Below are 24,515 nucleotides of genomic sequence, written 5' to 3'. Positions count from 1 at the left end.
CGGTTACTTCCCTTTCTTCGCCGAGGACTTCACGTACGCGACGCTACCGGCCACCTTCTCCGCGAGCGGCGCGAAGTGGTCCTTCTTCTTCGCATCCATGTGGAAGACGAGCGACCAGGTGGTCTTCCCGTCACAGCCCACGTACGTCACCGTCTCCACGGACTCGGCCCGGTCGGGCGTCATGTCCGTGTCGACACGCCGCGCGGCCGGAGCCTTCCCCAGCTTGAGCTGCTTCCAGCCCTCCGCGTTCCCCATGGCGGCGAGGATCTTCTCCAGGCACACCTGGGGCTTCATGCCCGCCGCCTGCACCGCGCCCACGTCCAGCAGCAGGTAGGCGTCACCGGACGGGTCGCTGAAGCGCTGGGTGCCATCCGCCTCGGACTGCTTCCAATCCGAGGGCAGCTGCACCGAGAGCGTCTTCACCTCGTACTTCGCCAGCGCCGCCGCCGGCTCTCCGGCCGCGAGCACCATCACCAGCATCGAGCCGAGCATCACGGAGCCTCCAGCATGTCCTGGAACGGGTTGAAGTAGTCCGGCGCCTTCTCCAGCACGCCGTCCAGGCCCTTGCCGCCCGTCTCCGCGCGCTTCACGTCGCCGAAACGGCCCCGGCCGATGGCCGCCACCATGCCGTCCTTCTGGCACTCCTCCAGCAGCGCCATGGCCTCGGCGAACACGGCGCGCGCCCGGTTGGCGATCTTCCCGTCCTCGCGCACGGTGAACTCCTCGTCGATGCCCGCCGCCGCCCGGTAGATGTAGCTGGCCGCCTTGAGCGCCACGTACCGATCCGCGAGCAGCGGCGTGTGCATGGCCTCGGTCATCATCCCCAGGAGCTGGATGCCCTGCCGCGTCCAGATGGCCACCAGGTCCGCCATCACGTCGTACGCGTGGCTGAAGAAGATGTCCGTCTCCTTGTGCTTGGTGGGCGGCATGTACTTCAGCGGCGCGTTGGGGAAGCACCGGCGCACGAGCATCGCCTGCGACAGCTCCAAGAGCAGCGTGTCCGCGCGGTATGGGTCGATCTCGTACGAGTGACCCAGGCCCAGCTGCCAGTCCTTCAAGCCCGCGCGCTTGGCGAAGCTCTCGTTGATGAACTGGCTGGCGATCACCGTGTGCGCGGCGTCGTAGGCGTCCGCGGTGGTGATGTAGTTGTCCTCGCCGGTGTTGATGATGATGCCGGCCAGGGCGCAGATGCGGCGGCTGAAGTACTGGTCGATGAACGTGCGCCGCATGTTGATGTCGCGGAACAGGATTCCGTACATCGCGTCATTGAGCAGCATGTCCAGCCGCTCGTAGGCCGCGGCGAAGGCGATCTCCGCCATGCACAGGCCCGACGAGTAGTTGGTGAGCTGGATGTAGCGCTTGAGCTTGCGGCTCTCGTCATCCAGGGCCTCGCGCATGATGCGGAAGTTCTCCTGGGTGGCGTACGTGCCGCCGTAGCCCTCGGTGGTGGCGCCGTGCGGCACGTAGTCCAGCAGCGACTGCGCCGTGGAGCGGATGACCGCGATGATGTCCGCGCCCGCCTGCGCCGCCGCCCGGGCCTGGTCCACGTCGTCGTAGATGTTGCCCGTGGCGACGATGACGTACTTGTGCGGCGCCGGAGCGCTCCCCAGCTCCTTGCGCAGCGCGTCACGCTGGGTGATGCGGGACTTGAGATCGTCCATGGCCGCCCGGGCCTCGTCCTGCACGGCCTCGCGGAGGTTGTGCTCCATCTCCGGAGAGAGGGGCCCCAGCTTCTCCGCCGGCAGCGCGGTCAGGCGCTCCACGGCTTCCAGGGGGCTGCGAGCCCCCATCTGCAGGGCCCGGCCATACCAATAGGCGGCGCCCCGGTTCAGCACCCCGGCGGCCTTCAGCCGGTCAACCATCAGGTTGGCGAGTGGCACGCCTCCAGGCCCGGCATCTGAGATGCCGAAGAAGCGCAGCACGGTGCGCTCGATGGAGACAGTGGTGTTGCGGCGGATGAGCTCGAAGATGGGCTCGGTGATCTCTTCCGCCAGCTTGCGCGCATGCGTGAGCTGCGCGTCTTCGATGAACGGACCTGGCATGTCGGCACCTTACTACACGTAACGCGTTTCAAAGAGACGGCGCAGGGCCGGCTCGGAGCGCAGCAGTTCGAGCGTGAGATCGGCGTGGCCCGGAACGTAACCATTGCCTACCAACATGGTGACGTCCTTGCCCACGCCCTCGGCGCCCAGGGCCGCCGCGGTGAAGCTGGTGGCCATGGAGAAGAAGATGACCGTCCCGCCATCTTTCACGCTCAGGATGGAGGCCATCTCCGTGTTCCCCACCGAGGCGCAGTTGATCACCAGATCACACAGCGCGCCATCCGTGGCCTTGGCCACGGCCTCCATCACATCCACGGCCTGCGTGGCGTCCACCTTGAGCGAGACATCGCACAACCCCAGACCCTTCAGGGTGGCGAGCGCCTGCTCGGAGATGTCCATGGCGAGCAGCCGGCCTTGGCCCTTCAAGTCCTTGCGCGCCTGCGCGAGGCACAGCGCCCCGCTCTTGCCTGCGCCCAGCACGGCCACCGTCATCCCGGGGCGCACGTAGCGGGCCACCAGGGCTGGCGCACCACACACGTCGAGCGCCGCCAGGGCCAGCGTGTCCGGCATGTCCGTGGGCAGCTTCGCGTACAGGCCCGTGGCGAAGAGGAGGGCGTGGCCGCGGATGTCCACCCGATCGATGGACGGATGCACGGCCTTCACCTCGTCGATGACGAGCGGCGTGAGACTGAGGCTCACCAGCGTGGCGATGCGGTCGCCCGGCTGGAGCACGCCGCGCGCCGGGTGCTGCGCGCCAATCTCCTTCACCCGCCCGATGAGCATGCCGCCCGAGCCCGTCACGGGGTTCTGCATCTTGCCGCGCTCGCGGACGATCTCCTGCACGCGAGCGGCGATGCGCGAGGGCTCCGCGCCCACCTCGTCCTTGATCTGCTTGAAGGACGCGGCGTCGATGTTGAGGCTCTCCACGTCGATGAGGAGCTCGGCCTCCCGGCAGGGCAGCGCGGGGTCCAGCTTGCGTGCCCGCTGGGGCAGCACACCCTTCTCCCCGACGACGCGGGACAATCCGTAGCGGTCGTTGCTCATGGCGACTCTCCAGGCCGCGTGGGGAGCGCATAGCCCCCCACCAGCGCGAATGCACGGGTAGCCCTCTACCCGGGCCCACGTTGGAGCGCCAGAGGCATCAACACAGGGGAGTCAGGCCGGGTGTCCGTGCGCGGGAACAACGCCCTGCGTCATCAGACACCCGGACTCCGAGTCACTCGACCGCGAGCTTCGGCCCGAGCACCGCCAGCGAGCGCTCGAAGCGGTAGTTGACGCCGGTGTGCCCGTCCTCGAACTCCTCGTGGACGACCTCGACGCCGCCGGTCTTGAGATCCTCGGCCACCATGCGAGCACCCCAGCGCAGGTTGAACTCGTCGCGGGTGCCGCAGTCGATGAAGACGCTCTTCTGCTTGCGGAAAGCATCCACGAACTTGGGCACGAAGCGCACCGGGTCGTGCACCAGCCAGCGGTTCCACACCTCCAGCTTCAACCGGCCCGTCTGCGGATCGAAGGGCAGCTCCAGGTTGAGCGGCTCGCCCTTCTTCGGCGAGTAGGCCGCCGCCATGGCCAGGATGTTGATGACGGTGAAGTCATCGCCACGGGCCTTGGTCTCGCGGGCGCGCCGGAGGAAGTCCTGGTACCACGCCTCCACGCCGCCCGCCTTGAGCAGCGCCGCGGCCGCCTTGGGCAGATCGGGCAGGTAGCAGTACTCGAAGTAGGCGTCCGGCGACTGGGCGCTCAGGTGCGAGAAGATCTCCGGGTGGTAGCGGCCCATCACCAGCGCGCCGTAGCCGCCCGAGCTGTGCCCCACCACCGCCCGCGCCGCCGGCTTGGGCAGCGTGCGGTACGTGCGGTCCACGAAGCCCACCACGTCCTTGGCCAGGAAGTCCCGGTAGCGGCCAATGGCGTCGCTGTTCACCCACTGGCTGCCGCCCAGCGACGTCCAGCCGTCCGGGAACACGCCGATGACCGGAGGAATCGTGCCCGCCGCCACGAGCGCATCCAACCGCTCGGGCACGCTCACCGAGAACGCGGAGAAGTTCGTCCACGACTTGCCGCTGTTGGAGAACGCGTTGAGGAAGTACACCACCGGGTAGCGGCGCTGGCCTCCGGCGTAACCGGGGGGCAGGTACACCAACAACTGCCGCCGTGCCGGGTCTCCCAGCGGGTTGGACTCCAGCGCCGGCGAGTGCATCTCCTGCGTCTCGAGGACTCCCTTCATCGCGTATCCCCCTCCCAGGGGAACCCGGTCAGCCTCGCTGCCCGGGTTGCTTTCCGAAGAACTTCATCACCTGTTGCAGATCCTCCCAAGCCTTCTTCTTCTCCGCCGGTTGGCGCAGCAGATAGGCCGGGTGGAAGGTGGGCATCAGTTTGATGCCCTCGTACTCGCGCCAGTTGCCCCGCATCCGCGTGATGGGGGTGCTGTCACGCAGCAGCGTCTGCGCCGCGAACTTGCCCAGTGCCACGATGACCTTGGGCTGCACCGCCTTGAGCTGCGAGCGCAGGAACGGCTCGCACGCCGTGACCTCGTCCGGCTCCGGGTTGCGATTGTTGGGCGGCCGGCACTTCACCACGTTGCAGATGTAGACGTCGTCGCGGCGGTAGCCCATCGCCTCGATCATCTTCGTCAGCAGTTGGCCCGCCGCCCCCACGAAGGGGACGCCCTGCACGTCCTCGTCCGCCCCGGGGCCCTCGCCCACGAAGACCAGCTCGGCGCGCGGGTTGCCCGACCCGAAGACGATGTTCTTGCGCCCGGTGCACAGCTTGCAGCGGCGGCAGTCGCCCAGCTCGCGGCGGATCTCATCCAACGTGGGCCGCTCGCCCTCCACCACGCCCGGCAGCGGGTCCGCGTGCGGGCGCACCTGGGGGGTGACGTCGAGGAGCTTCGCGGATGGGGCCTCCCGGCGGACGGGGGGTGGCTCCGGCGCACGCGCGGCCAGGGGACGCTCGGGCTCCGCGGACATGGGACGCGGGGCTACCGGGCGCGCGGCGGGGGGCGCCGGGGGCACGGCGGCTGGGGGCGGAGGCTGCGCGGCCGGAGACGGTGTGGACTTGGCGGCCTGGGCGCGCAGCAGTGCCTGGGGACGCAGGCCCGAGCCACGCAGCTCGGCGGCCAGACGTGCGTCCACCTGGAGCACCCGGCCACCGTCCTCCTCTTGCCAGAGGAGGTGGCGGCGCAGGTCCTCCAGCACTTCGCTCAACTCTTGCGAGGTATCGGGGGCTTCGCTCACGGTCACCAGGGTTTATGGGCCCAAGGGCCTCGGTTCAACCGCCTGCCGGGTAGGGCGCCTGTACGCTTACCCCAGGGTCGAGCCCGGCGCCACGGGGGAAATCCACGGGGGCGTCCGGAGGCCCGCGCCCCCCTGCCCTGCCCTCTCCCGGAGGGCTCGGAGCCACGCCCCGGCAGGCCCGGAGAAGTCCGGTGGCGGTATCCCCCCGACCCGCTCGCCCGGCGTGGCCCACCCACCTGGAGGGTCATCCCGCCGGGCCCATCACCCCCGCGGCCCAGGTGCCCGGCACGTCCGGCCCGTGGAGGAAACCCCATACCTCCGGGTGAGGTTGGGACAGCATGGGGATGACGTGCTCTCGCCTTCCGGGGCATCGCCGATGGGCAAAGGCAGACAAACGCATCTCGCGGGAGTTTCGAGGCCGACAGGGGCCACGGCGCGTGGCAGCCCGTGAATTGACCCCATTCGCGAATGAGGCTCAATGGCGCGCCAGATGTCGGGCCAGGCTGGACGGGGGCGCCATGAAGAACCCACCGCGGATGCTTGTCCGTCTGTCCTTGCAATGACCTGTGTGCAATTCGCGACGACCCGCCGCTCTTCCAGAAGAGCAAGTGTATGACTTTCAATGGAAATTCCTGTCATGAAGTGAGCGTCACACGCGGCGTTCCCGCGCTCCTGGCCGCCGCCGTGCTCCTGGCCGCGTCCCCTGCGCTCGCGGATGAGCCCGTGTGCTCCCCGGTGTCGAAGGTCCCCCTCGAGCGCCATCTGCGTCAGCTCACCCTGGATCTGCTCGGCCGTCCGCCCACGTACGAGGAGTACCAGGCGGCGCGGGCCAGGGGTCAGGTGACGGTCGACGACGTCCGCGCACTGATGCAGAAGGAGGAGTTCTACGGGCGCATCCGCGCCTACCACCGCGCGCTCCTGTGGAGCAACGTGAGCGCCAGCATCATCGGCAACGGCAACCTGCGCCTGTTGGGCACAGGCTCGGCCGAGGATCCGCTGGCGCTGCGCGGTCCCAGCAGCCGCCCGCTGCGCGGGGATTACGGCCAGGGCTGTGACAGCTTCATCGCACAGGACGATTGTGGCGCCGCCCGGCAGGACCCGCATGCGGACCCCGCGCTCCCCACGACCGCCGAGGCCTGCGCCCAGGAGCGCTACGACGAGCGCGGCGTGCCGCTGCCCGTGAGTTGGGACTACGACACCAACTACTACACCTGCACCCGGCTGGATCAGACGCCCACCGATGCCACCATCACCTCGTGTGAGGTGGCGGTGGCCAGGGGGCGCATCCCCGCCAGGTACCTCTTCTTCTGCGACATGCGGCGCCAGTCCAACGGCACGCGAGTGCCGTACCTGTGTCTGCCCGACCCCGGCAAAGCCACCACGGCCGCACTCACGCAGGAGGTGCTGGCCCCGGATGGTTCGGGCCGGGTGGTTGCCTTCGCGCACCCCAGCCCCACGCCGAGCACCTCGCTGGCGCGGCTCGACCGCTGCACATTGAACCTCGGCTTGAAGCTCACCAGCACGGGCGTCGCCATCAAGGGCGCCTACGAGCCCCAGCGCGGTTGTGTCCAGCGCGAGGGCTATGTGACGCAGCCAGCGCCTTTCTGGAGTGCGGAGCGCTCGGAGGTGCGGGTGTGCGCCATCGAGGCGCAGGCGCGCACGGCCAACCCCTGGACGTTGGAGCCCTGCATCACCACGCGCTTCATCGGCGACCGGACGTGCGGCTGCGGCGAGGGCCTGCGCCGCTGTGATTCTCCGGATGGCTTCACCCACCAGGCCCGCCTGGCGGCCATCAACACCGAGCCCGAGCTCATCGCCGACTCGGTGGTGCGCCGCGACGAGCCCTATTTCAACATCCTCACCACGCGCCGCTCCTTCCTCAACGGCCCGCTGTCCGAGCTCTACCGCGCCCCCCAACAGGGCGTGGGCGTCTTCAGCGTGACGCCTCCCGCGGAACCACAGGTCCTGCCCGTCGTCCCCTTCGCGCAGACCGACACCTGGAAGGAGTACGTGCGCGGGCCCCAGCACTCGGGCGTGCTCACCACGGCCTCGTACCTCTACCGCTTCCCCACCCAGCGCTCCCGCGTCAACCACTTCTACTCGGCCTTCCTGTGCCGGTCGTTCGTCCCTCCGGCCAACGCGCGCCCTCCGCCCCCCGAGGACTCCTGCAACCGCGAGAACAACCTGGCCAAACGCTGTGGCTGCAACGCCTGCCACGCCACCATCGAGCCCACCGGCGCCCACTGGGGACGCTTCGCCGAGCGCACTGCGCTCTTCCTCGACCCGGACCACTTCCCCCGCTATGACCCCAGGTGCCGCGACTGCGCGCTCGCCAACAACCTCTTCTGCGGCGGTGAGTGCGGCCAGTACGTGATGCAGGCCTCCGACGGTGATGGGGCCAGCTCGCTGGGCATGCTCAAGACGTACCTCTACCGCTCGGCGGACGAGGAGCAATCCATCGACGGCGGTCCCCGGCTGCTGGTGCAGCGCATGCTCCAGACAGGTGAGCTGGAGCGCTGCACGGTGCAGCGCGTCTGGCAGGAGTTCCTCGGCCGGCCCATGTCGGCAGAGGAGCAGCGCCTCTACCTCCAGCCACTCGCCGATGGCTTCGCCCGCGACGGCTACCGCTTCAAGGCGCTCATCGAGCGCGTGGTGATGACGGATGCCTACCGGAGGATCGACTGATGCGCCGCCTGCTCCTGTTCGCGCTGCTCACGCTCGGTGCCACCGCGTGTGAGAAGTCCTCCGTGGCTCCGCCTCCGGTGGACGGGCAGCTCGAGCCCGTGCCCAACCCACACGGGGACACGACCGCGCCGCTGCCAGACCCGGATCTTCAGAACGGCCGCGTGGGGCGCTCCCCGCGCCGCATCACCGTCAGCCAGCTCGCCCGTTCCATCGAGGTGACCGTGGGCCGCCCCTGGACGGGACTCGACAGCCTGGCGACCACGATGGGCCAGGCGGACTACGCGCTCGTCAACATCGAGAGCATCGAGCCCAACCTCGTCTTCGCCAAGTTCCTCGAGGACGGGGCTCGCGACGTGTGTCTGGCCCAGGCGTCCGCCGAGCTGACCCAGGCTTCCCCGGAGGCCCGCGTGCTCAGCCGCACCGTGCCTGGGGAGCTCGGAGATCTGCGCCAGCTCACCGACGCGCAGGTGCGTGAGCTGCTCGTGTACCTGTCCATCCGATTCTGGGGCACGCCCCTTCAGGGAGACGAGCTCACGCGCTGGACGGGCTTCTTCTCGCAGGCGGCGGCGCGAGCGGAGACCACCCGGAAGCGCCATCAGGCGCTGGCGGCGGTGTGCATCGCGTTGATGACGGATTCGCGCTTCCTCACCTACTGACGGCCCGGGGAGAGACCACCATGAAGAAGAACCATGAGAGCTGCCTCGAGCGCCGGTCCTTCCTGAAGGCCACCGCGGGATTCCTGGGCGCCTCCCTGCTGGGCGGCGTTCCCTTCCGGGCCTTCGCGCAGGCGGCCACGCTGGCCCCCCCGGACCGCTGTTTCGTCTTCGTCTTCTTCGCGGGAGGGTGGGATCAACTGCTCGCCCTGGACCCGAGAGACCCCGACGTCTTCACCCCCGAGCGGGTGCCAGAGACGCGCATCCTCCCGGGCTACAACCTCTTCGTCGATCCGAGCTTTCCCTCCAGGCCCATCGTGCCGGCGACGCGCCCGGGCGCGGCCCCGTCCAACATCACCTTCGGCCCGGCGGTGAGCAAGCTGGCCGCGCACTACGATCTGATGACGGTGGTGCGTGGCATCAACATGACCACGCTCGTGCACGAAGAGGGGATGCGCTACTTCATCACCGGTACGCGTCCCCTGGGAGCATCGGCGCGCGGCTCGTCCACGGCGACGGAGATCGTCGGGCAGATGGTGCCCCGGGTGCCCATCCCCTCCATCTCCTACAACATGGAGACGTACAACGACCGCTACCCGGGGAGCGCCAACGCGTTGAAGGTGAACCGGTCGCAGGATCTGCTGCTCGCGCTGTCACCGAGCCCCCAGCAGCTCGACAGTGAGCTGGAGAAGCAGTTGGTGGACCTGCGTGGGCAGCCCATCACCTGTGAACAGGCCGCATACGGAGCTGGAGGCGTGGGCGACCGGTACCGGTTGAGCCGCGGGCAGATGCAGCAGGTGCTGTCGAGCCGGCTGGACAACGCGTTCCGCTTCGAGCTGCCGGCCAACGCGGAAGTCCGCGCCTTCTACGGACTGCCGGGCTCGGGGCCCTATGACAGCTCGGCGGGGCGCGCGGCGATGGTGGCCACGGCCCTGAAGAAGGGCATCAGCCAGTGCGTGTCCATCAACCTGGTGGGAAACCTGGACACGCACCTCGGCACGCAGACCGTCCATGCCACCTACCTGCGCACGGGCTTCGATGCACTGGCCCTGCTGGTGGATGACCTGCGGCGCTCCCCACATCCGTCCGGTGGCAACTTCATGGACCACACCACCCTCCTGGCCTTCTCCGAGTTCGCTCGCACTCCGCTCATCAACTCCAACACGGGCCGGGACCACCATCTGACGAGCAGCTGTCTGCTGATGGGGGCCGGGCTGAAGCACAACCAGGTGTTCGGGCACAGCGGGGACATCGGCATGGCCCCGGGTGTGGTGGACCTGAAGACGGGTGCCCGCGACCCGAACAATGGAACCCATATCCTCCCCGATCACATCATCGCGACGGTGCTGGCGTCCGCCGGTCTCGACTACGGCTTCACACGTGTCGAGCCCCTCCAGCCCCTGTTGGCGTGACCCTCGCTGGACTGTCACTGGCGCGAATCCGTGAGGCGTTCCACCATGACTCGAGCCGTCTTCCGCGTGTCGCTCGTGCTCGCGCTCCTGTGCGCGGCCTGCCACCCCGAGGAGAAACCCTCCGAGCCTCCGGCAGCCGTGGACCCGTGCGCGAGCCTTCCCCCACTCGCCCTCACCGCGAGCCCCGAGAAGGTGCGAGTGAAGGAGCCCGTGACGCTCACGGCCTCGGGAGGCACGGGCTCCTATCGCTTTCGCGTCGAGCCCGGGGGCTCCTCGGGAGAGATGCGGGGCTCGCGCTTCGTCGCGGGCCTCACGCCAGCGACGGACACCCTGGTGGTGGAGGACCTGAGGTGCCCCGGGGATGCGCGGGCACGGGTGGCCGTGGTGGCTGCTTTCGATGTGGCGCCCACGCGGGTCCTGGTGAAGCCGGGCACGTTCTTCCAGGTGCGGGTGACGGGGCTGCTGGGCGAGCCTGAATTCACGCTGGAGCGCAGCGAGGCGGGCAGCACGCTGACGCCCTCGGGCCAGTACACGGCGGGCCCGGGACAGGGCGTGGACCTGGTGCGGGTGCGGGATGGCCGGGCAGGAGACGAGGCACTCCTCCTGTACGAGGTGCGCGAGGATGCGGTGCTGCGCGGGGACCCGGAGCGGTTGGCACTGCCCGCGGGCTCGTCGGTGCCGCTGGCGACGGTGGGCGGCAGCGAGCACGTGGTCTGGACGAAGCTGTCCGGCCCCGGCACGGTGGAGGATGGACACTTCTCGGCCGAGCCGGGTGCCACGGGCACGGCGGTGCTGAAGGCGGAGGATCCCTTCACGAAGCAGACGGCGACCGTGTCCGTGCGCGTGCTGTCGGAGCTGTCGCGCGACACCATCGCCCACGGGCAGCTCACGGACACGGCCTCGGTGGTGACGGCGGACTTTGATGGAGACGGAGTGCCGGACGTCGCGGTGGGACGGCCGGAGAGCGACCTCGCTCGGCCCCAGGGCGGCGCGGTGCTCATCTTCAAGGGGAGCGCCGCGGGTCTGCCTTCGGAGCCCACCTGGGTGCTCACCGGAGAGACGGACACGGCGAGGTTCGGTGACGCCCTGGCGGCGGGCGACCTGGACCATGACGGAAAAGCGGAGCTGGTGGTCTCCTCTCCAGGAGCGGACGTCACCACCGAGAGCTCGGGCGCGGTGTACCTGTACCGCTTCGGGACGAAGGGACCGGAGCGCCTGCGGCCGCCGCTCGCCGGGTTGGGACGGGACGCCTTCGGTACCGGCGTGGCGCTCGACGACGTGGATGGGGACGGGAACCTGGACCTGCTCGTGGGCTCGCCCGCGGGTGATCTGGCCCCCTCTCCGCGGTTCGCGGGCCGGGGCATCGTGGACATCTTCCTGCTCGCCCCGGGACAGCCCGTGCCCGATCTGCCCTCCATCCGTCTCGGCGGGAGCGACCTGGGGATGAGCAGTGCCATCGAGTCCCGCTCCAGGACGGGGTTGGGACAGGCGATGGTGGTGGCGGACTTCAACGGGGACGGGCTGCCAGACGTGGCCGCACTGGGAAAGACCTCGCGCTTCAAGGCCGATGGCAGCTCCGTGGGAGTGGTGCAGCCCGCGGTCTCCGTCTTCTTCGCGCGCCCCGAAGCCCCGCGCTTCCGAGTCACTCCGGATGTGTTCGTGCTGCCCACGACCACGGCGGACGGCGGCGAGGGGACCTGGCGATTGGGCACCGCCCCGGGCGAGGGCTCGCGGCCCCCGCTGTTGCTGGTGGCGGCAGAACGTGCGGACTCGCCGGACCTGCGCGGCAGCGGCGGCCTGGGCGCGATGACGAACGCGGGAGGAGCACTGCTCTTCGACCTGAGCGCGTACACGCCCTCGGGCGAGCCCTCGAACACGCCGGCGCAGTTGAAGCTCGCGGATGCCTTCGCCCGGTTCTATGGGGACGAGCGCGCCATCATGGCGGGACGGAGCTGGGCCGTGGCGGACGTGGACGGGGAACCCGGCCCGGAGCTGCTGCTGGGCGCGCCCTACGCGAGTGTGTCCTCGGGGGGAGGCTCGCTGCGCATGGCGGGCAAGGTGCTGGTGTACCCGCTGACGAGCCTGGGCCGGGGCGCCGCCCTCAACACGCCGCGAGCCGTCCTGTCAGGACTGGCGAAGTCGGACACCTTCGGGGTGGGGCTCGCGGCATGGCCACTGCCGGGAAGCGCGGGGCTGGTGGTCTTCGCGGGACGGGCCTCGGCGGAGGGACGCGCCTTCACCGGACGGGTGGACGGCTTCATGAAGGCGGGCAGCTCGCTCGAGCAGTGGACGCGCACGAGCTGCATGGTGCCCGCGCGGCCGAGCCTGGAACGCTTCGGCGAGGCCGTGGCGTTGGGCAAGGGTGCGACAGGGAATCTGGTGGCGCTGGTGGGCTCGCCGGGCTGGTCAGGCCCGGGGGCGAACGGCGATGGCACCGATCTCTCGGTGGGCCGGGCCTGGGCGCATGGCGCAGGAGGTGGCGCGGGCACGCTCGTGGCGGAGGGGGCGTTCGCACCGCTGTACAACGGACGAAGCGTGGGCACGGACGTGGCCTTCACGGACTTCAACGGGGATGGACGGGCGGACCTGGTGCTGGGCGCGCCGGGCCTCATCATCCCGAGGGCCACCGCGAGCACCACCGAGCTCAAGGACGCCTACGCCCAGCTCCGTCCCGAGTGCCTTCCAAGCTCGGACCTGCCGGCGGGAGGTGTGCTGGTGTCGCTGGCCCAGACGGATGGGAGCTTCAAACCCGCCTATCGGTTGTGGGCGCTGGGCGACATCACCGCGGGATGCATCGCCATGGGTGGCACCTGTCCGCGCTCGGGAGTCGGACGCGGGGTGGTGGGCGGCTTCGACGCCAACGGGGACGGCCGGCAGGACATCGGGGTGCTGCGCAACAACGGCTTCGAGCTCTTCCTGGGGCGCGCTCCAGATGACGCCACGCTGGCGAAACGGACGATGGGATGCAACCCCGTCTACTCGTCGCCCTATTACGCGACGTCTCCTTCCATTCCACAGGTGACCTCGGCACCGGCGGCACTGGGGGACCTGGACGGGGACGGCTGCGACGAGGTGGCGTGGCGCTACGCGGATGACAGCAGCCGGTCGGGCATCGTGGTGCTGTTCGGGTTCGACGCGAGCGGGGCGAAGTGTGCTGGGCGCACGGCTCCGGCAACGGTGCGGCTGGCGACCGGCACGGACGTGGGCAACACCTATATGGGGTTGGGCGTGGCGACGGCGCGCGTGGGCCGAGTGCTGGGCAGAAGCGGCGCGGACTATCTGGCGGTGAGCGCGACGAGCGTGCCTCATGACGGCGTGGCGCAGGCCGCAGTGCTGCTGTTCGACACGGCGGAGCTGGTGAAGCGCAGGCCCGCCTCGGGCGAGGTGCTGGTGAGCGCGCTGGAGAAGACGCTGATGCCCCAGGTACTGGTGCACCGCTCGCGGCCCGTGGGCTTCGGAGCGGCGCTCGCGGGAGGGGTGGACCTGAATGGCGATGGCGTGCCGGAGCTGGCGGTGAGCGCGCCGGGCGCGTCGGTGGCCTCGGACGGAGGAGGCGCGGTGTTCGTCTACGAGGGAGGACCGGAGATGACCCGGGCGCGCTCACCGTGGCTCACGCTGACGGGAGACGTGAGGGAGCGCTCGGGCTTCGGCAACGACCTGGCGTTGATGGCGGGGAGCGAGCGCTTCCCTCCGACGCTCGTCGTCGGCGCACCGCTGAGCTACCGCACGGGCACGCAGAACGGCACGGCCTTCCTGATGCCGCTCGGGTTCTGACCCGAGTCCGCACACCACGCACGTCCCAGGATCGCCCATGCAAACACAAACGTCATGGCTTGATACACCCGTTGCGATTGCCGTGCTCGGAGCAGCACTCGCCTTCATCGCCACGCAGTTCAACAACTGGCGAGTTCGAAAACATGACCTCCGAAAGCAGAAGGAGACCAGGCAAAGCAAGCGGGAAACCCTCTTGATCGCTTTACATGCGGAGGTATCCGCGATTCGAGGGTTCCTCTGGTCTCGATGTGAGGGGGTACGATTGACGATGACCAAAGGCAACCTGCCCAAGATGCGCCAGGTATTCACACCCGATCATGTATACAAATCCAGCACTGGCGCCCTCGGCGAAATCGGAAATGGCCAGCTGGTCGGAGAACTCGTCGGGCTGTACGCCAAAATCGAGGGGATCAATGAAACAGCCGCGCTCATCGAGCAGGGCGTCTACCCTGGAGAACAGCCCATCCGAGAGTATGTCAAACAGCTCTCCACCTGCCTCCAAGCCAGCATCCTGGTGGAATACATCCTCAAGCGCGAAATACCAGAAGAAATGCTAGCACCGCTCCCGGGTGACTTGTTGCTCGATCAAAAGGGCAAGAAGTATTGGGAGACCGCCACGAAGGCTTACGATGAGGCAGATTCCTCTTCGAGCTGAGCCGATACGCATCCAGACGTTCCGCCGAACGAGCATTTACCTCGGGAGATAGTCGGCGACGAGTTCCAGGATGGAACGGGCCACCTCGCGCTTCGTCCCGGACAGCTCCTGCTGCTTGCCGTCCCGCGTCAGCACCGTCACATGGTTCGTGTCCACTCCGAAGCCTGCTCCGGGCACCGTCACGTCGTTCGCCACGATCGCGTCCAGCCCCTTGCGCGCCAGCTTCTCACGCGCGTACTCGACCACCCGCTGCGTCTCCGCCGCGAATCCCACCAGCGCCGGCCGGCGCGCCTGCCCCGACACCCGCCGCGAGGCTTCGGCCAGCACGTCCGGAGTCCGTACCAGCGTCAGCGACTCCGGCCCCTCCGACTTCTTCACCTTCTGGGCCTCGCGCGTCTGCGGCTTCCAGTCGCTCACCGCCGCCGACGCGATGAAGCAATCCACCTCGTCCACCCGCGCCAGCACCTCGCGCGCCATGTCCTCGGCGCTCACCACGTCCACCACCTCGTAGCTGTCCCGCGCCACCTCCCCCACCGGGCCCAGCACCACCGTCACCTGCGCCCCCATCGCCCTCGCCGCCTCCGCCAGCGCCAGCCCCATCTTCCCCGTCGACGGATTGGAGATGAACCGCACTGGATCCAGGTACTCGCGCGTGGGCCCCGCCGTGATGAGCACCCGCCGGCCCGCCAGGGGGCCCTCGGCGAACAGACGCGCCGCCGCCTCCACGATGGTGCCCACCTCCGCGAGCCGCCCCGCCCCCACGTCCCCGCACGCGAGCAACCCCGCCCCGGGCCCCACGAAGTGGAAGCGCGGTCTCGAGCTCAGCGCCGCCACGTTCTCCTGGGTCAACTCATTGTCCCACATGGCCACGTTCATCGCGGGCGCGAGCAGCACTGGCCCTCGGAACGCCAGCAGCGACGTCGTCACCGCGTCGTTCCCCATCCCCGCCCGGATGCGCGCCAGGAGATCCGCCGTCGCCGGCACCACGATGTACAGGTCCGCCCAGCGCGCCAGGTCCAGGTGCCCGAAGTTCCCCTCTTGCGACGGATCGAAGTAGTCCGTCAGCACCGGGTGCCCGCTGAGCGCCTGGAACGTGAGCGGCGTGACGAACTCCTTGGCCGCCGCCGTCATCGCTACCCGCACCTGCGCACCGGCGCGCCCCAACTCGCGCACCAACTCACACGCCTTGTACGCCGCGATGCCGCCACCCACTCCGACGATCACCCGGCGTCCCTGCAGAGCCGAAGCCACCATGCTGGATTCCTTATGCGCCTGGGGCCGGACTCGCAACCTCCTCGGTTGCTTCCAGATGTTGCCAGCCCTGCACAACCCCCGGGAGCATGGGTCAGGCCGCCGGTCGGATGGGCAGCCAGGCATCGCCTTCAGCGCTCCTGACGAGCGCGGAGCCGAGCCCCGGCTCCGGGCAGCCCCGCGGCAACGAAAGGGGGGAACGCGGCGAATGCCTACAGCTGAGGCACTCCCAGCTCGTAGGCCTTGCGGATTTTGTGCGCGCAAACGCGCGACTGCTCGCCCTCGTGCTCAGGGCCGATCAGACGCGCCCGGGCCAGGAGCATGTACTGGCTCTTCCCGGCATCCACCCATGGGTAGAACCCGAACAGCCCCGGTGAGGAGTGACCCGTCATCCGCCAGACATCGCTCACGAGCTCGCGCTCCAACCAGTGCCCAAGCCCATAGTACGCCTGACCCGACACCCACGGCGTGTTCGACACGCCGGGGCCACCCGGGTAGGCGGGCACGGCGTCCGCAGTCAGCCTCACGGACATGGCGTATTGGTTGGTGAGCAGCTTCTGGAGGAAGACGCGGTAGTGCGCCGCACTGCCCCTGAACCCGCCGGCCACGGCGACGGCGCCAGAGGACTCCGGCAGGCTGGTGCCCAACTGACCGTTGAGCCAGCTGACGACGCTGGCCACGCCCGTGCCGCTCCTCCACCCCATGTCGTCCGTGGCGAGCTTCTGCATATGGCCGCCGTCATAGAAGAAGTTGCCGTCCTCGCCGGAGTGGTACGAGACGTTCTTGTAGTCCGAGCCGTAGCACTCCGAGACGGTCGTCCCCACGTCCCCGCAGGTGACGTCGTCCGTGCTCTCGAGGTAGCCGCTGGTGAAATTGAGCTGCTTCTTCTCGGCCGCTCCGAGGTTCACGTAGCCCTTGGACTGCACATAGGCGGACGCGTAGAGCCACTTGCTCGCGGAGGCGAGCGGCAACACCGTCGTCTCGGACACGGTGCTGCCTCGTGAGAAGCCGAAGAGCTTCGCCGTGCCGCTGCCGATCTCCCAGTAGAAGTCCCCGAGCGACGTACAGTCCGGTGAGGTGTTGGCCGTGTCCACCGCGGCCTGCTCGTACACCGTCAGGGCCGCACGCGACGTACCAAGGTTCGTGTCGGAGAGGCCTTCAAGACCATTCCCCCCGGGTCCACAGCCGATACTGCCCAGCGCCAACAACCCGCCCACCGGGATGAGGCCCGTCTTCCAGGTCCACTTCATTCGTGCTTCCTCCTTGCGTAGCGCCTCCAACACGGAAGGCGGCGCGAGGTTGCACGCGAAGTTGAAAAAACCTCGGGCTCACGGGCCGAGAACCACGTCTCCCGAGGTCGGCAGGTCCACGGTGCGCACCATGGGCCCTTCCGCCGTGTCCACGTGGAAGTTCGACCACACCACCGTGTAGCGGCCCGGCGGAAAGCCCTGCAGCGTGATCCGCTCGCCACGGGGCTGGTAGAGCAACTGCCCGTAGCTCGTCCGCATCAACTCCCTCGGCGGGTTGCCCACGGCGCTCACGTCCCCGGCGATCACCCACAGCGCCTTGCCGCGCTCGGACTTGAGCTGCACCGTCAGCGAGGCCGTCCCGGGCGCCGGTCCGAAGTCCAACCGCTTCTCCCCTCCGTCCACCTGCACCAGGAGCGCCGGCTCGCCGGAGAACTCCCGCGCCGAGCCCAGGGCGAAGCGGTAGTTCCCCGGTGACACGTCGGCGCTGTAACGGCCGTCCGGCCCCGTGACGATGCTGATGGGCTCGCTCCGGTCCGCGTTGACGCCCTCCAACTGGAAGCCCGCCGCCGGCGTGCCATCGGGCCGGTACACCGCCCCGGTCAGCCGCGTGGCTGGCTTCAGCACCAGCTCCACCGTCCGCTGCCCCTCGCGCGAGGCCGGAGCCGACGCGCTCAACCGCCCCTTGCGCGCCGACACGGTGAACTTCGCCACGAAGGGCGGGCTCGGCAGCGTGAAGCGCCCGTCCGGCCCCGTCATCACCGAGTCCTCGCACGCATCACACCCCACCACCGCGTCCGCCACCGGTCCGCCACCCGCGTCCCGCACCAGCCCCGTCACCGACGGCGCCCGCTCCAGCACCAGGTCTCCCAGATCGTTCGGCTGCGCCGGCTTGTCCACCATCAGCGGCTCGAAGCCCGGCGCCTCCACCGACACGATGACGCGATCGCCCGCCGTGGGCAGCGCCACCTCGAAGCGCCCGTCCGGGCTCGTCACGTCATGCTCGTCCAGGCGGTAGCGCCGCACCGGCTCGCCATCGTCGGCCACCACCCGACCCCTAAACGTCCCACGAGCCTCCAGCACCACGTGCACCGGCTCCCCCCCGGGCGAGCCCTGCACGCGATCGCGCTGGTCGTATCCCGAGTGCCGCACCTCCACCAGGTAGGGATTCCCGGGCTTGAGCGCGCGCACCTCGAAGTGTCCCTGTGTGTCCGTCGTCACCGGCTCGGCCATGCGAGGCAGCACCGACACCGAGGCGCCCGCCACCGGAGCACCCCGTGTGTCCACCACATCGCCCCGGAGCGCCGCCCCGGGCTCGAGCGTCACCGTCACCCGCTGCGTCTGCCCGTCCTCCACCACCACCTTCTGCCGCTCCGAGGGCAGGTAGTCCCGGTGCGTGGCCACCAGCGAGTACGTCCCCGGCGGCAGCCCGCGCATGGGCACCATGCCGTCCGGCCCGGAGGAGCTGTCACTGCGGAAGATGTTCTCGTTGTCCACCCACAGCACCACGTCCGCGCCCTCCAGCCGGCGCCCCTCCCCCATCACCGTCACCTCCAGCGACGCCCGAGGCTCCAATTCCAGCTTCACGCCCTCCGCCGGAGCCGTCACCTTCAGCTGCCCGCCGCCCCACTCGGAGTGGTGCGCATGCAGCTCGTACAGGCCCGGCGTGGGCACCGCCGCCGTGAAGTGGCCCTCCGCATCCGACAACACCGCTTCGCCCGTGGGCTGCACCAGCACCGACACGTTGGGCGCTGGCCGGCCGTACTGATCCAGCACCTGCCCCGAAATCAGCGTGGCGCGAGCCATCTCCAGTTCCAACGTCGTCTCACCCTGCTTCACCCGCGCTGGCAGCTGGGCGTCCCGGAAGCCCGTCGCGTGACCCTCCAGCACGTAGTCCCCCACGGCCAGCGGGCCGAACTGCACCAGCGCTCCCGTGGAGGGCTTCTGCGTCTGGATGGGCTTGCCCCGGACGGTGCGCAGCACCAACTCCGGAGAGGGCACCGGCTGTCCGGCCTCGTCCACCACCGTGACGAGCAGCGTGCCCGCGTCCTCCAACTCGAGCGTCACCTGCGTGAGGCGCTCGCTCAGCGTGAGGGTGCGCGGCGTGGCCCCCAGCTTCCCGGCCTCGGCCGATACCACCAGCTCGTCCGGGTACAGATCCTCGAAGCGCGCCACGCCGCCCTCGGCACGAACCTCCCGCGCGAGGTGGTCCGCCTTCAGCCGCACCGTGGCCGTCATGGGGGCGCCGTGGCGGGTGACGCGCACCTCCAGCGTCCTCGAGGGCTCCAGACTCAAACGCACCGGCTGCGGACCCGCCTCTACCAGGGGCTCCACCGTGGGAAGGAACCCCCTCGCGGTGGCCAGCACGTAGAAGGGACCTTCCCCCAGCCCGGACAGCGTGAAGGAGCCATTTGGCCCCGTCACGGCCTCGGACGGCAGGGGCACCTTGCGGGACACCGCGTACACGTGCGCGCCCGGGAGGCCCCGTCCCGCGTCGTCCACCACCTGTCCGCCGATGCTCCGCGTCGGGGGCAGGTACAGGTCCACCGGCTCGCCCGGGGCCGCGCGCTCGCGCATGGCGGCGCCGAAGCCCGAGGCCCGGGCCCAGACGGAGAAGGAGACCCCGGCCAGGTGCTCGAAACGGAAGCGCCCCTGGGCGTCCGTACGCGTGGTGGCCTTCGGCTGGAGGAAGCCGCGCGCCTGCTCGAAGAAGGCCAGCGCGTGCAGGCCGCTCTCCCGGGCCGGACAGGCCAGCAGCGCCTGGCCACACTCGTCACAGCGCACCGAGGTGAGGGTCTTCTGCGCACTCGCGGCCAGGAAGACGTCGGCTCCGGCCACGGGCCGCCCCGTGGAATCCAGCACCCGTCCGGTGAGAGTGAGGCCCTCGGCATCCCCGGAGGACACCTCCACCGACTCGAACTCGGGGAGCGCACGCGCCGAGGGCGCGGACGGAACCGGAGACGGAGGTGCCTCGTCCTGAGGCCACAACACCGCCACCGCCACGACGACCAGGGCGGCAGCCGCCCCTATGATGAGCCATTTGCGCATCGGACGGCGCGGGACGTTACCCCCGCGACCGGCCTGCCAACCGACATTTCCGCCGGTTCATTCCTCCGAGTCGTCCGCCCGACGCCTTCCCGGCGCCGGGTGCTCACTCCTCGGCGAACGGCTGGATGGCCTGCGCCACCGCCAGTTCCTGCCGGGCCTCGCTCAGCTCCGAGTTGGTGGCCCTCAGCCGATCCGACAGCACCTGGACGAAGCTCCAGAGCATCTTCACGGCCAGGATGGACTCGCGCTTCATCAGGCCCATCAGGTCCGAGCGGGAGATGACCATGGTGCGCGTGGGCTCGACCGCCCGCACGGTGGCCGAGCGAGGGGCGTTGTCGATGAGGCCCATCTCGCCGAAGTGTCCGCCAGGCCGCAGCTCGGCGATTTCCACCCCGCTCTTCTCGATGACCACCCGGCCGCGGATGACCACGAAGAGCTCCTCACCGGGCTGGCCCTCCACGACGATCTCCCTCCCGGCCGGGAAGGTGCGCGTGGTGGCGATGGACAGCACCGCCGTCTGCTCCTTGTACGTGAGGTGGCGGAAGAGCGGAATCTTGCGCAGCGCCTCCATGCGGCTCTGCGCCTCGGAGGTCTCCGCCTCCAGCGTGCCCTCGCCGGACACCTTCACCACCACGGCGGTGATGTTGTCCTTGCCACCGCGCTCGTTGGCCAGGTCCACGAAGCGCTTGGGCAGATCCGTGGGGGGCGTGCCCTGCACCAGCGGCAGCACCTCGTCGTCATCCAGGTAGCCGTGGAGGCCGTCCGAGCACAGCAGGAACAGGTCTCCGGGGAACAGGTCGACGATCAGCGTGTCGACCTGGACGGACTCCTGGATGCCCACCGCGCGCGTAATCACGTTGCGGTACTGCGAGGTGGCGGCCTGCTCCTTGGTGATGGTGCCGGCCTTGAGCTGGGCGGCCACCAGGGTGTGATCCTCGGTGAGCCGGTGACACTGGCCGTGACGCACCAGGTAGATGCGCGAGTCACCCACGTGGCCGATGACGCCCTTGTTGCCGCTCACGGCCAGGCACACGAAGGTGGTGCCCATGCCGCGCTTGCTGGGGTCGGCCAGGGCCATGCGGAAGATGTCCGCGCAGGCGCGCTGGATGGCCACCTCCATCAGGGCCTGGGCCGCGTTGCGAGCGTCCTGGCTCGTGTTGGTGCTCAGATCCTTGAGCAGGTGCCGGTTGGACACCATGTGCTGGCGGACCACTTCGGTGGCGCGGTTGCTGGCCACCTCACCGGCGGCGTGCCCTCCCATGCCATCGGCCACGATGAACAGGCCGAGCGAGGCGTCCACGAGCATCGAATCTTCATTGTGCTGCCGCTTCCGGCCCACGTCGGTCAGGCCGAACGCCTCTGTCATCAATGGCACCGCGAACGCTCCCTGTTCCCCCCCAGAGGGGTGACTCAAAGGTTACGAAGCCCGTGGAAGGGCTGACAAGCTCACGGTCCCAACCGCCTCGCGAGCACCTTGGTGAAACCACTCGCCAGGTAGAAGGTGACCTCCACCTGGCCGAAGCGCAGGCGGCTACCGTCCGTGAGCAGAGACGGACGCCGAGGCGTCAACCGTACGCCCGCCACGTACGAACCATTCTTCGAGCCCGCATCCGTGAGGATGTAGCGCCCGTCGGTCTCGCGCTGGAACCAGGCGTGAAAGCGCGACACGGTGCCATCATCCAGCACCACGTCGTTGTTCCCCGTGCGCCCCACGGTGATCCCCCGGCCGAACGCGTTTTCCTGATTCTTGATGACTGGAAAGACGATCGGCTCCCCGACCCCCAGCATCGGCGTGGACACGTTGGTGAGGGTGCGGAAGTGGTGATGCGTCTCGTCATCGTCCTCGAGCGGCTGCGTTGCCGCGCTCGCGGGCGTGAAGACGAGCACCGCCGGAGGCAGCGTCCTCTCGTACTCCGCCCGCTCTCGCTGGAAGCGGCCGATATGAAGGCTGAGAAGCTCGACCATTCGCTACGCACTTCACCCCACCCGGGGGGTCAGGGTCCAGAGGCGCCTAGCGCCAGTCCGCATACAGTCCGAGTTGCAGGCCGCCTATATAGGGACGGGCCAGGCTCGACCTCTTGTAGTTGTAGGGATCACCATACCCCACCGCCACGCCCAGGGCCACGGGGCCGAAGCGGTAGCCGAGGCGAGCACGGCCATCCAGGAGACCCACCCAGTAGGACTCCTCGCTCTTGGAGCCACCGCGGAAGCGCGACTGGAACCAGGCGGGGCCGGTGCCGACCTGGAAGCCCCACTCGAGGCCGGACTCGAGCCGGCTGGTGTACCCGATGCTCAGCAGCAGCGAGTAGAGCTGGAGCGACGTCATGGGGACGCTGGCGTTCTCGACGACCGTGTCCGGCTTGGCGGCGGCGAAGGCGGCGGTGGGCTCGATGAGCAGCCCGAGCGTGTCCCGGCGGCCCTGGTAGAACACCAGGTGCCACTGAAGGCGGACCTCGGGGACGACGGCCCCGTCCCGGATGAAGGTGCCCAGGAAGGCCCCCCGGGGCAGCCAGGCGGGGGTGTGCGAATCCGAGAGCCGGGCAGGCCTGACGGGCTTGGGGGACGGGGCAGGCTGGGCCCAGGCGGCCATGGACAGCCCCAGAGTGAACACGATCCACGGGAGGAAGCGTCGATTCATGACGCTTCCTTACCCCGCGACCGGGCGGGTCATGTCAAGCGCTTGTCAACGAAGTCTCCCGTTGGCTATAGCACGCTACCCCCCTCGCCGTATGTGAGGGCTCAAGGAGCCGTTTCCCACATGCCCGGTGCGTCAACACGTACAGGCAACACCAAGAAGCATCCCGAGCGGACCGACACGCTGGTCCGCAAGGCGGAAGCCGCCGCCACGGGCCTGTTGGATCAGAGTGAACGCGTGCTGGTCGTCTACGACGAGGGAGGGGCGACCCTCTACTATGAGTCGGACGACGCGGAGGATGGCATAGGCCGTCGCAAACTGCCCCGAGCCTCCTGAAGTCACGCGGAGAAGTCATGCGGCGCGCCGGCTGCGCCGCCCGGAGCCCTGGACCGTACGTCTCCGGACTGATCGTCCCAGCCGGCAGTCCCCACCGAGCCCCCGCTCGGAACCGCTGATGAGCGCCGCGACAGGGAACGGCGCCCCGGCACTTCCCTCCTCGAAGCCGTGAAGCCGGCCAACGACGCCGCGCCCGCCGAGGCTCTCCCCTCCCCTCACGCCCCCGCTGGAGCCCACCTTCTGCCGTGGGCGGGCTACACACACCTGCGCTTCGTGAGCAAGGGGAAAGCCAAACCAACATCCTGAATACAACATTTCCCGGTCTTCCCGTACAAGTATGGACATTGGGAACCCACCCAGGGGATGCTGTGACTGGATGAGCTACGAGCTGTCGCATCTGCAGTCCCTGGAAGCGGAGTCCATCTTCATCATCCGGGAAGTGGTGGCTGAATTCGCCCGACCCGTCCTCCTGTTCTCGGGAGGGAAGGACTCAGCGGTGATGCTGTGGCTGGCTGAAAAGGCTTTCGCGCCTGCCCCGCTCCCCTTTCCGCTGCTGCACGTGGACACCGGCCACAACTTCCCCGAGGTCCTCGAGTACCGAGATCAGCGCGCGGCCGCCCTGGGCGCCCGGCTGGAAGTGGCCTCGGTGCAGGAGTTCATCGACTCGGGCCGGTTGGTGGAGGAGAAGGGCCCTCGGGCCTCCCGCAACCGCCTGCAGACGGCCCCGCTGCTGGACGCCATCGAGAAGCACCAGTTCGACGCCGTCTTCGGGGGCGCCCGCCGCGACGAGGAGAAGGCCCGCGCCAAGGAGCGCGTCTTCTCCTTCCGCGACGAGTTCGGCCAGTGGGACCCCAAGAACCAGCGCCCCGAGCTGTGGAGCCTCTACAACGGCCGCCACCGCCGCGGTGAGCACATCCGCGTCTTCCCTCTGTCCAACTGGACCGAGATGGACATCTGGCAGTACATCGCCCAGGAGCGCATTCCGCTCCCCTCCATCTACTTCAGCCACCGGCGCGAGGTGTTCCGCCGCGATGGCATGCTCATGGCGTGTTCGCCCTACCTGCCTCTGCTCCCGGGTGAGCAGGCTGCAATGGCCCAGGTGCGCTTCCGTACCGTGGGTGACATGACCTGCACCGCCTGCGTCGAGTCCACCGCTTCCACGGTGGAGCAGGTGATCCAAGAGGTCTCGGCCTCGCGCGTCACCGAGCGTGGCGCGAGCCGCGCCGACGACAAGTTCAGCGAGACGGCCATGGAAGACCGTAAGCGCGAGGGATACTTCTAAATGGAGCTGCTCAGGTTCGCCACCGCCGGTTCCGTCGACGACGGCAAGAGCACGCTCATCGGCCGGCTGCTCTACGACACCAAGTCCATCTTCGAAGACCAACTCACGGCCGTGGAGCGCACCAGCAAGGCGCGCGGGGATGAGTACGTCAACCTGGCGCTGCTCATGGACGGGCTGCGTGCCGAGCGCGAGCAGGGCATCACCATCGACGTGGCCTACCGCTACTTCGCCACGCCCCGGCGCAAGTTCATCATCGCGGACA

19 protein-coding genes are annotated in these 24,515 nt (G+C 69.1%); 8 read left to right on the top strand and 11 right to left on the bottom strand.

What is annotated here, in order from left to right; genetic code table 11:
- Positions 1 to 3: 3 nt before the first annotated feature.
- The 5 genes from DAT35_RS44930 to DAT35_RS44910 form a co-directional block, all read right to left on the bottom strand.
- Positions 4 to 492, bottom strand: a complete 489-nt coding sequence (locus tag DAT35_RS44930) for a hypothetical protein (RefSeq protein WP_108075500.1) — start codon at positions 490 to 492, stop codon at positions 4 to 6.
- Positions 492 to 2,042, bottom strand: a complete 1,551-nt coding sequence (locus DAT35_RS44925; RefSeq protein WP_108075499.1) for a lysine 5,6-aminomutase subunit alpha — start codon at positions 2,040 to 2,042, stop codon at positions 492 to 494. Before DAT35_RS44925 ends, DAT35_RS44930 begins: the two co-directional genes overlap by 1 nt.
- Before the next feature lie 12 nt (positions 2,043 to 2,054).
- On the bottom strand, positions 2,055 to 3,086 hold the full coding sequence (locus tag DAT35_RS44920) for an L-erythro-3,5-diaminohexanoate dehydrogenase (RefSeq protein WP_108075498.1): 1,032 nt from the start codon (positions 3,084 to 3,086) through the stop codon (positions 2,055 to 2,057).
- 172 nt (positions 3,087 to 3,258) lie between these two features.
- Positions 3,259 to 4,266, bottom strand: a complete 1,008-nt coding sequence (locus DAT35_RS44915) for an esterase family protein (RefSeq protein WP_108075497.1) — start codon at positions 4,264 to 4,266, stop codon at positions 3,259 to 3,261.
- Positions 4,267 to 4,294: 28 nt separating this feature from the next.
- Complete coding sequence (locus DAT35_RS44910; RefSeq protein WP_233262083.1) at positions 4,295 to 5,275, bottom strand: uracil-DNA glycosylase family protein; 981 nt, start codon at positions 5,273 to 5,275, stop codon at positions 4,295 to 4,297.
- Positions 5,276 to 5,917: 642 nt separating this feature from the next.
- Between DAT35_RS44910 and DAT35_RS44905 the strand changes: the two genes are divergently transcribed.
- The 5 genes from DAT35_RS44905 to DAT35_RS58505 are packed head-to-tail and all read left to right on the top strand — an operon-like array spanning position 5,918 to position 14,454.
- Entirely contained in the window at positions 5,918 to 7,960 is a 2,043-nt protein-coding gene (locus tag DAT35_RS44905) for a DUF1585 domain-containing protein (RefSeq protein WP_108075496.1), read from the top strand.
- On the top strand, positions 7,960 to 8,616 hold the full coding sequence (locus tag DAT35_RS44900; protein ID WP_108075495.1) for a hypothetical protein: 657 nt from the start codon (positions 7,960 to 7,962) through the stop codon (positions 8,614 to 8,616). Before DAT35_RS44905 ends, DAT35_RS44900 begins: the two co-directional genes overlap by 1 nt.
- A gap of 20 nt (positions 8,617 to 8,636) precedes the next feature.
- On the top strand, positions 8,637 to 10,025 hold the full coding sequence (locus DAT35_RS44895) for a DUF1501 domain-containing protein (protein ID WP_108075494.1): 1,389 nt from the start codon (positions 8,637 to 8,639) through the stop codon (positions 10,023 to 10,025).
- Positions 10,026 to 10,070: 45 nt separating this feature from the next.
- Complete coding sequence (locus DAT35_RS44890; RefSeq protein ID WP_108075493.1) at positions 10,071 to 13,799, top strand: FG-GAP-like repeat-containing protein; 3,729 nt, start codon at positions 10,071 to 10,073, stop codon at positions 13,797 to 13,799.
- A 37-nt stretch (positions 13,800 to 13,836) separates the two neighbouring features.
- Positions 13,837 to 14,454: a hypothetical protein gene (locus DAT35_RS58505; protein WP_146210133.1), complete on the top strand. Its 618-nt coding sequence runs from the start codon at positions 13,837 to 13,839 to the stop codon at positions 14,452 to 14,454.
- Between the two features lie 36 nt (positions 14,455 to 14,490).
- On the opposite strand, the gene coaBC is transcribed toward DAT35_RS58505, so the two are convergent.
- The 6 genes from coaBC to DAT35_RS44855 all read right to left on the bottom strand — a co-directional run bounded on the left by coaBC (position 14,491) and on the right by DAT35_RS44855 (position 22,638).
- Positions 14,491 to 15,708, bottom strand: coding sequence for a bifunctional phosphopantothenoylcysteine decarboxylase/phosphopantothenate--cysteine ligase CoaBC (gene coaBC / locus DAT35_RS44880; protein ID WP_108075491.1), 1,218 nt, complete (start codon positions 15,706 to 15,708; stop codon positions 14,491 to 14,493).
- Positions 15,709 to 15,917: 209 nt separating this feature from the next.
- Positions 15,918 to 16,955 carry a hypothetical protein gene (locus DAT35_RS44875; RefSeq protein ID WP_108075490.1) on the bottom strand — a complete coding sequence of 346 codons (1,038 nt, stop codon included), beginning with the start codon at positions 16,953 to 16,955 and terminating at the stop codon, positions 15,918 to 15,920.
- Between the two features lie 78 nt (positions 16,956 to 17,033).
- A complete protein-coding gene (locus DAT35_RS44870) occupies positions 17,034 to 20,000 on the bottom strand; it encodes a carboxypeptidase-like regulatory domain-containing protein (protein ID WP_108075489.1) in 2,967 nt (988 codons plus the stop codon).
- A gap of 103 nt (positions 20,001 to 20,103) precedes the next feature.
- Positions 20,104 to 21,366: a Stp1/IreP family PP2C-type Ser/Thr phosphatase gene (locus DAT35_RS44865; protein ID WP_108075488.1), complete on the bottom strand. Its 1,263-nt coding sequence runs from the start codon at positions 21,364 to 21,366 to the stop codon at positions 20,104 to 20,106.
- Positions 21,367 to 21,446: 80 nt separating this feature from the next.
- On the bottom strand, positions 21,447 to 21,965 hold the full coding sequence (locus DAT35_RS44860) for an FHA domain-containing protein (RefSeq protein WP_108075487.1): 519 nt from the start codon (positions 21,963 to 21,965) through the stop codon (positions 21,447 to 21,449).
- A 46-nt stretch (positions 21,966 to 22,011) separates the two neighbouring features.
- Positions 22,012 to 22,638 (bottom strand): hypothetical protein, encoded by a 627-nt coding sequence (locus DAT35_RS44855; RefSeq protein ID WP_108075486.1) that lies wholly within the window; start codon positions 22,636 to 22,638, stop codon positions 22,012 to 22,014.
- Positions 22,639 to 22,758: 120 nt separating this feature from the next.
- Between DAT35_RS44855 and DAT35_RS44850 the strand changes: the two genes are divergently transcribed.
- From DAT35_RS44850 to DAT35_RS44840, 3 genes are all read left to right on the top strand, one after another.
- Complete coding sequence (locus tag DAT35_RS44850; RefSeq protein ID WP_108075485.1) at positions 22,759 to 22,971, top strand: hypothetical protein; 213 nt, start codon at positions 22,759 to 22,761, stop codon at positions 22,969 to 22,971.
- Positions 22,972 to 23,347: 376 nt separating this feature from the next.
- Positions 23,348 to 24,253, top strand: coding sequence for a sulfate adenylyltransferase subunit CysD (gene cysD / locus DAT35_RS44845; RefSeq protein ID WP_108075484.1), 906 nt, complete (start codon positions 23,348 to 23,350; stop codon positions 24,251 to 24,253).
- Positions 24,254 to 24,515, top strand: a 262-nt coding sequence (locus DAT35_RS44840; protein ID WP_233262082.1) for a GTP-binding protein, incomplete at its 3' end; no start/stop codon positions are given. It abuts the gene before it with no gap.

The sequence above is a fragment of the Vitiosangium sp. GDMCC 1.1324 genome (assembly GCF_003044305.1).
In the GTDB taxonomy this organism is placed as follows: Bacteria; Myxococcota; Myxococcia; order Myxococcales; family Myxococcaceae; genus Archangium.
Note: the sequence above shows the minus strand (reverse complement) of the source record. Positions and strands in the feature narration are given on the sequence as shown.

Bases quoted from the DNA above. Each gene is read 5' to 3' on its own strand.
- DAT35_RS44930 (WP_108075500.1), bottom strand. From the start codon at position 492: ATGCTCGGCTCGATGCTGGTGATGGTGCTCGCGGCCGGAGAGCCGGCG.
- DAT35_RS44925 (WP_108075499.1), bottom strand. From the start codon at position 2,042: ATGCCAGGTCCGTTCATCGAAGACGCGCAGCTCACGCATGCGCGCAAG.
- DAT35_RS44920 (WP_108075498.1), bottom strand. From the start codon at position 3,086: ATGAGCAACGACCGCTACGGATTGTCCCGCGTCGTCGGGGAGAAGGGT.
- DAT35_RS44915 (WP_108075497.1), bottom strand. From the start codon at position 4,266: ATGAAGGGAGTCCTCGAGACGCAGGAGATGCACTCGCCGGCGCTGGAG.
- DAT35_RS44900 (WP_108075495.1), top strand. From the start codon at position 7,960: ATGCGCCGCCTGCTCCTGTTCGCGCTGCTCACGCTCGGTGCCACCGCG.
- DAT35_RS44895 (WP_108075494.1), top strand. From the start codon at position 8,637: ATGAAGAAGAACCATGAGAGCTGCCTCGAGCGCCGGTCCTTCCTGAAG.
- DAT35_RS44890 (WP_108075493.1), top strand. From the start codon at position 10,071: ATGACTCGAGCCGTCTTCCGCGTGTCGCTCGTGCTCGCGCTCCTGTGC.
- DAT35_RS58505 (WP_146210133.1), top strand. From the start codon at position 13,837: ATGCAAACACAAACGTCATGGCTTGATACACCCGTTGCGATTGCCGTG.
- coaBC (WP_108075491.1), bottom strand. From the start codon at position 15,708: ATGGTGGCTTCGGCTCTGCAGGGACGCCGGGTGATCGTCGGAGTGGGT.
- DAT35_RS44875 (WP_108075490.1), bottom strand. From the start codon at position 16,955: ATGAAGTGGACCTGGAAGACGGGCCTCATCCCGGTGGGCGGGTTGTTG.
- DAT35_RS44870 (WP_108075489.1), bottom strand. From the start codon at position 20,000: ATGCGCAAATGGCTCATCATAGGGGCGGCTGCCGCCCTGGTCGTCGTG.
- DAT35_RS44865 (WP_108075488.1), bottom strand. From the start codon at position 21,366: ATGACAGAGGCGTTCGGCCTGACCGACGTGGGCCGGAAGCGGCAGCAC.
- DAT35_RS44860 (WP_108075487.1), bottom strand. From the start codon at position 21,965: ATGGTCGAGCTTCTCAGCCTTCATATCGGCCGCTTCCAGCGAGAGCGG.
- DAT35_RS44855 (WP_108075486.1), bottom strand. From the start codon at position 22,638: ATGAATCGACGCTTCCTCCCGTGGATCGTGTTCACTCTGGGGCTGTCC.
- DAT35_RS44850 (WP_108075485.1), top strand. From the start codon at position 22,759: ATGCCCGGTGCGTCAACACGTACAGGCAACACCAAGAAGCATCCCGAG.
- cysD (WP_108075484.1), top strand. From the start codon at position 23,348: ATGAGCTACGAGCTGTCGCATCTGCAGTCCCTGGAAGCGGAGTCCATC.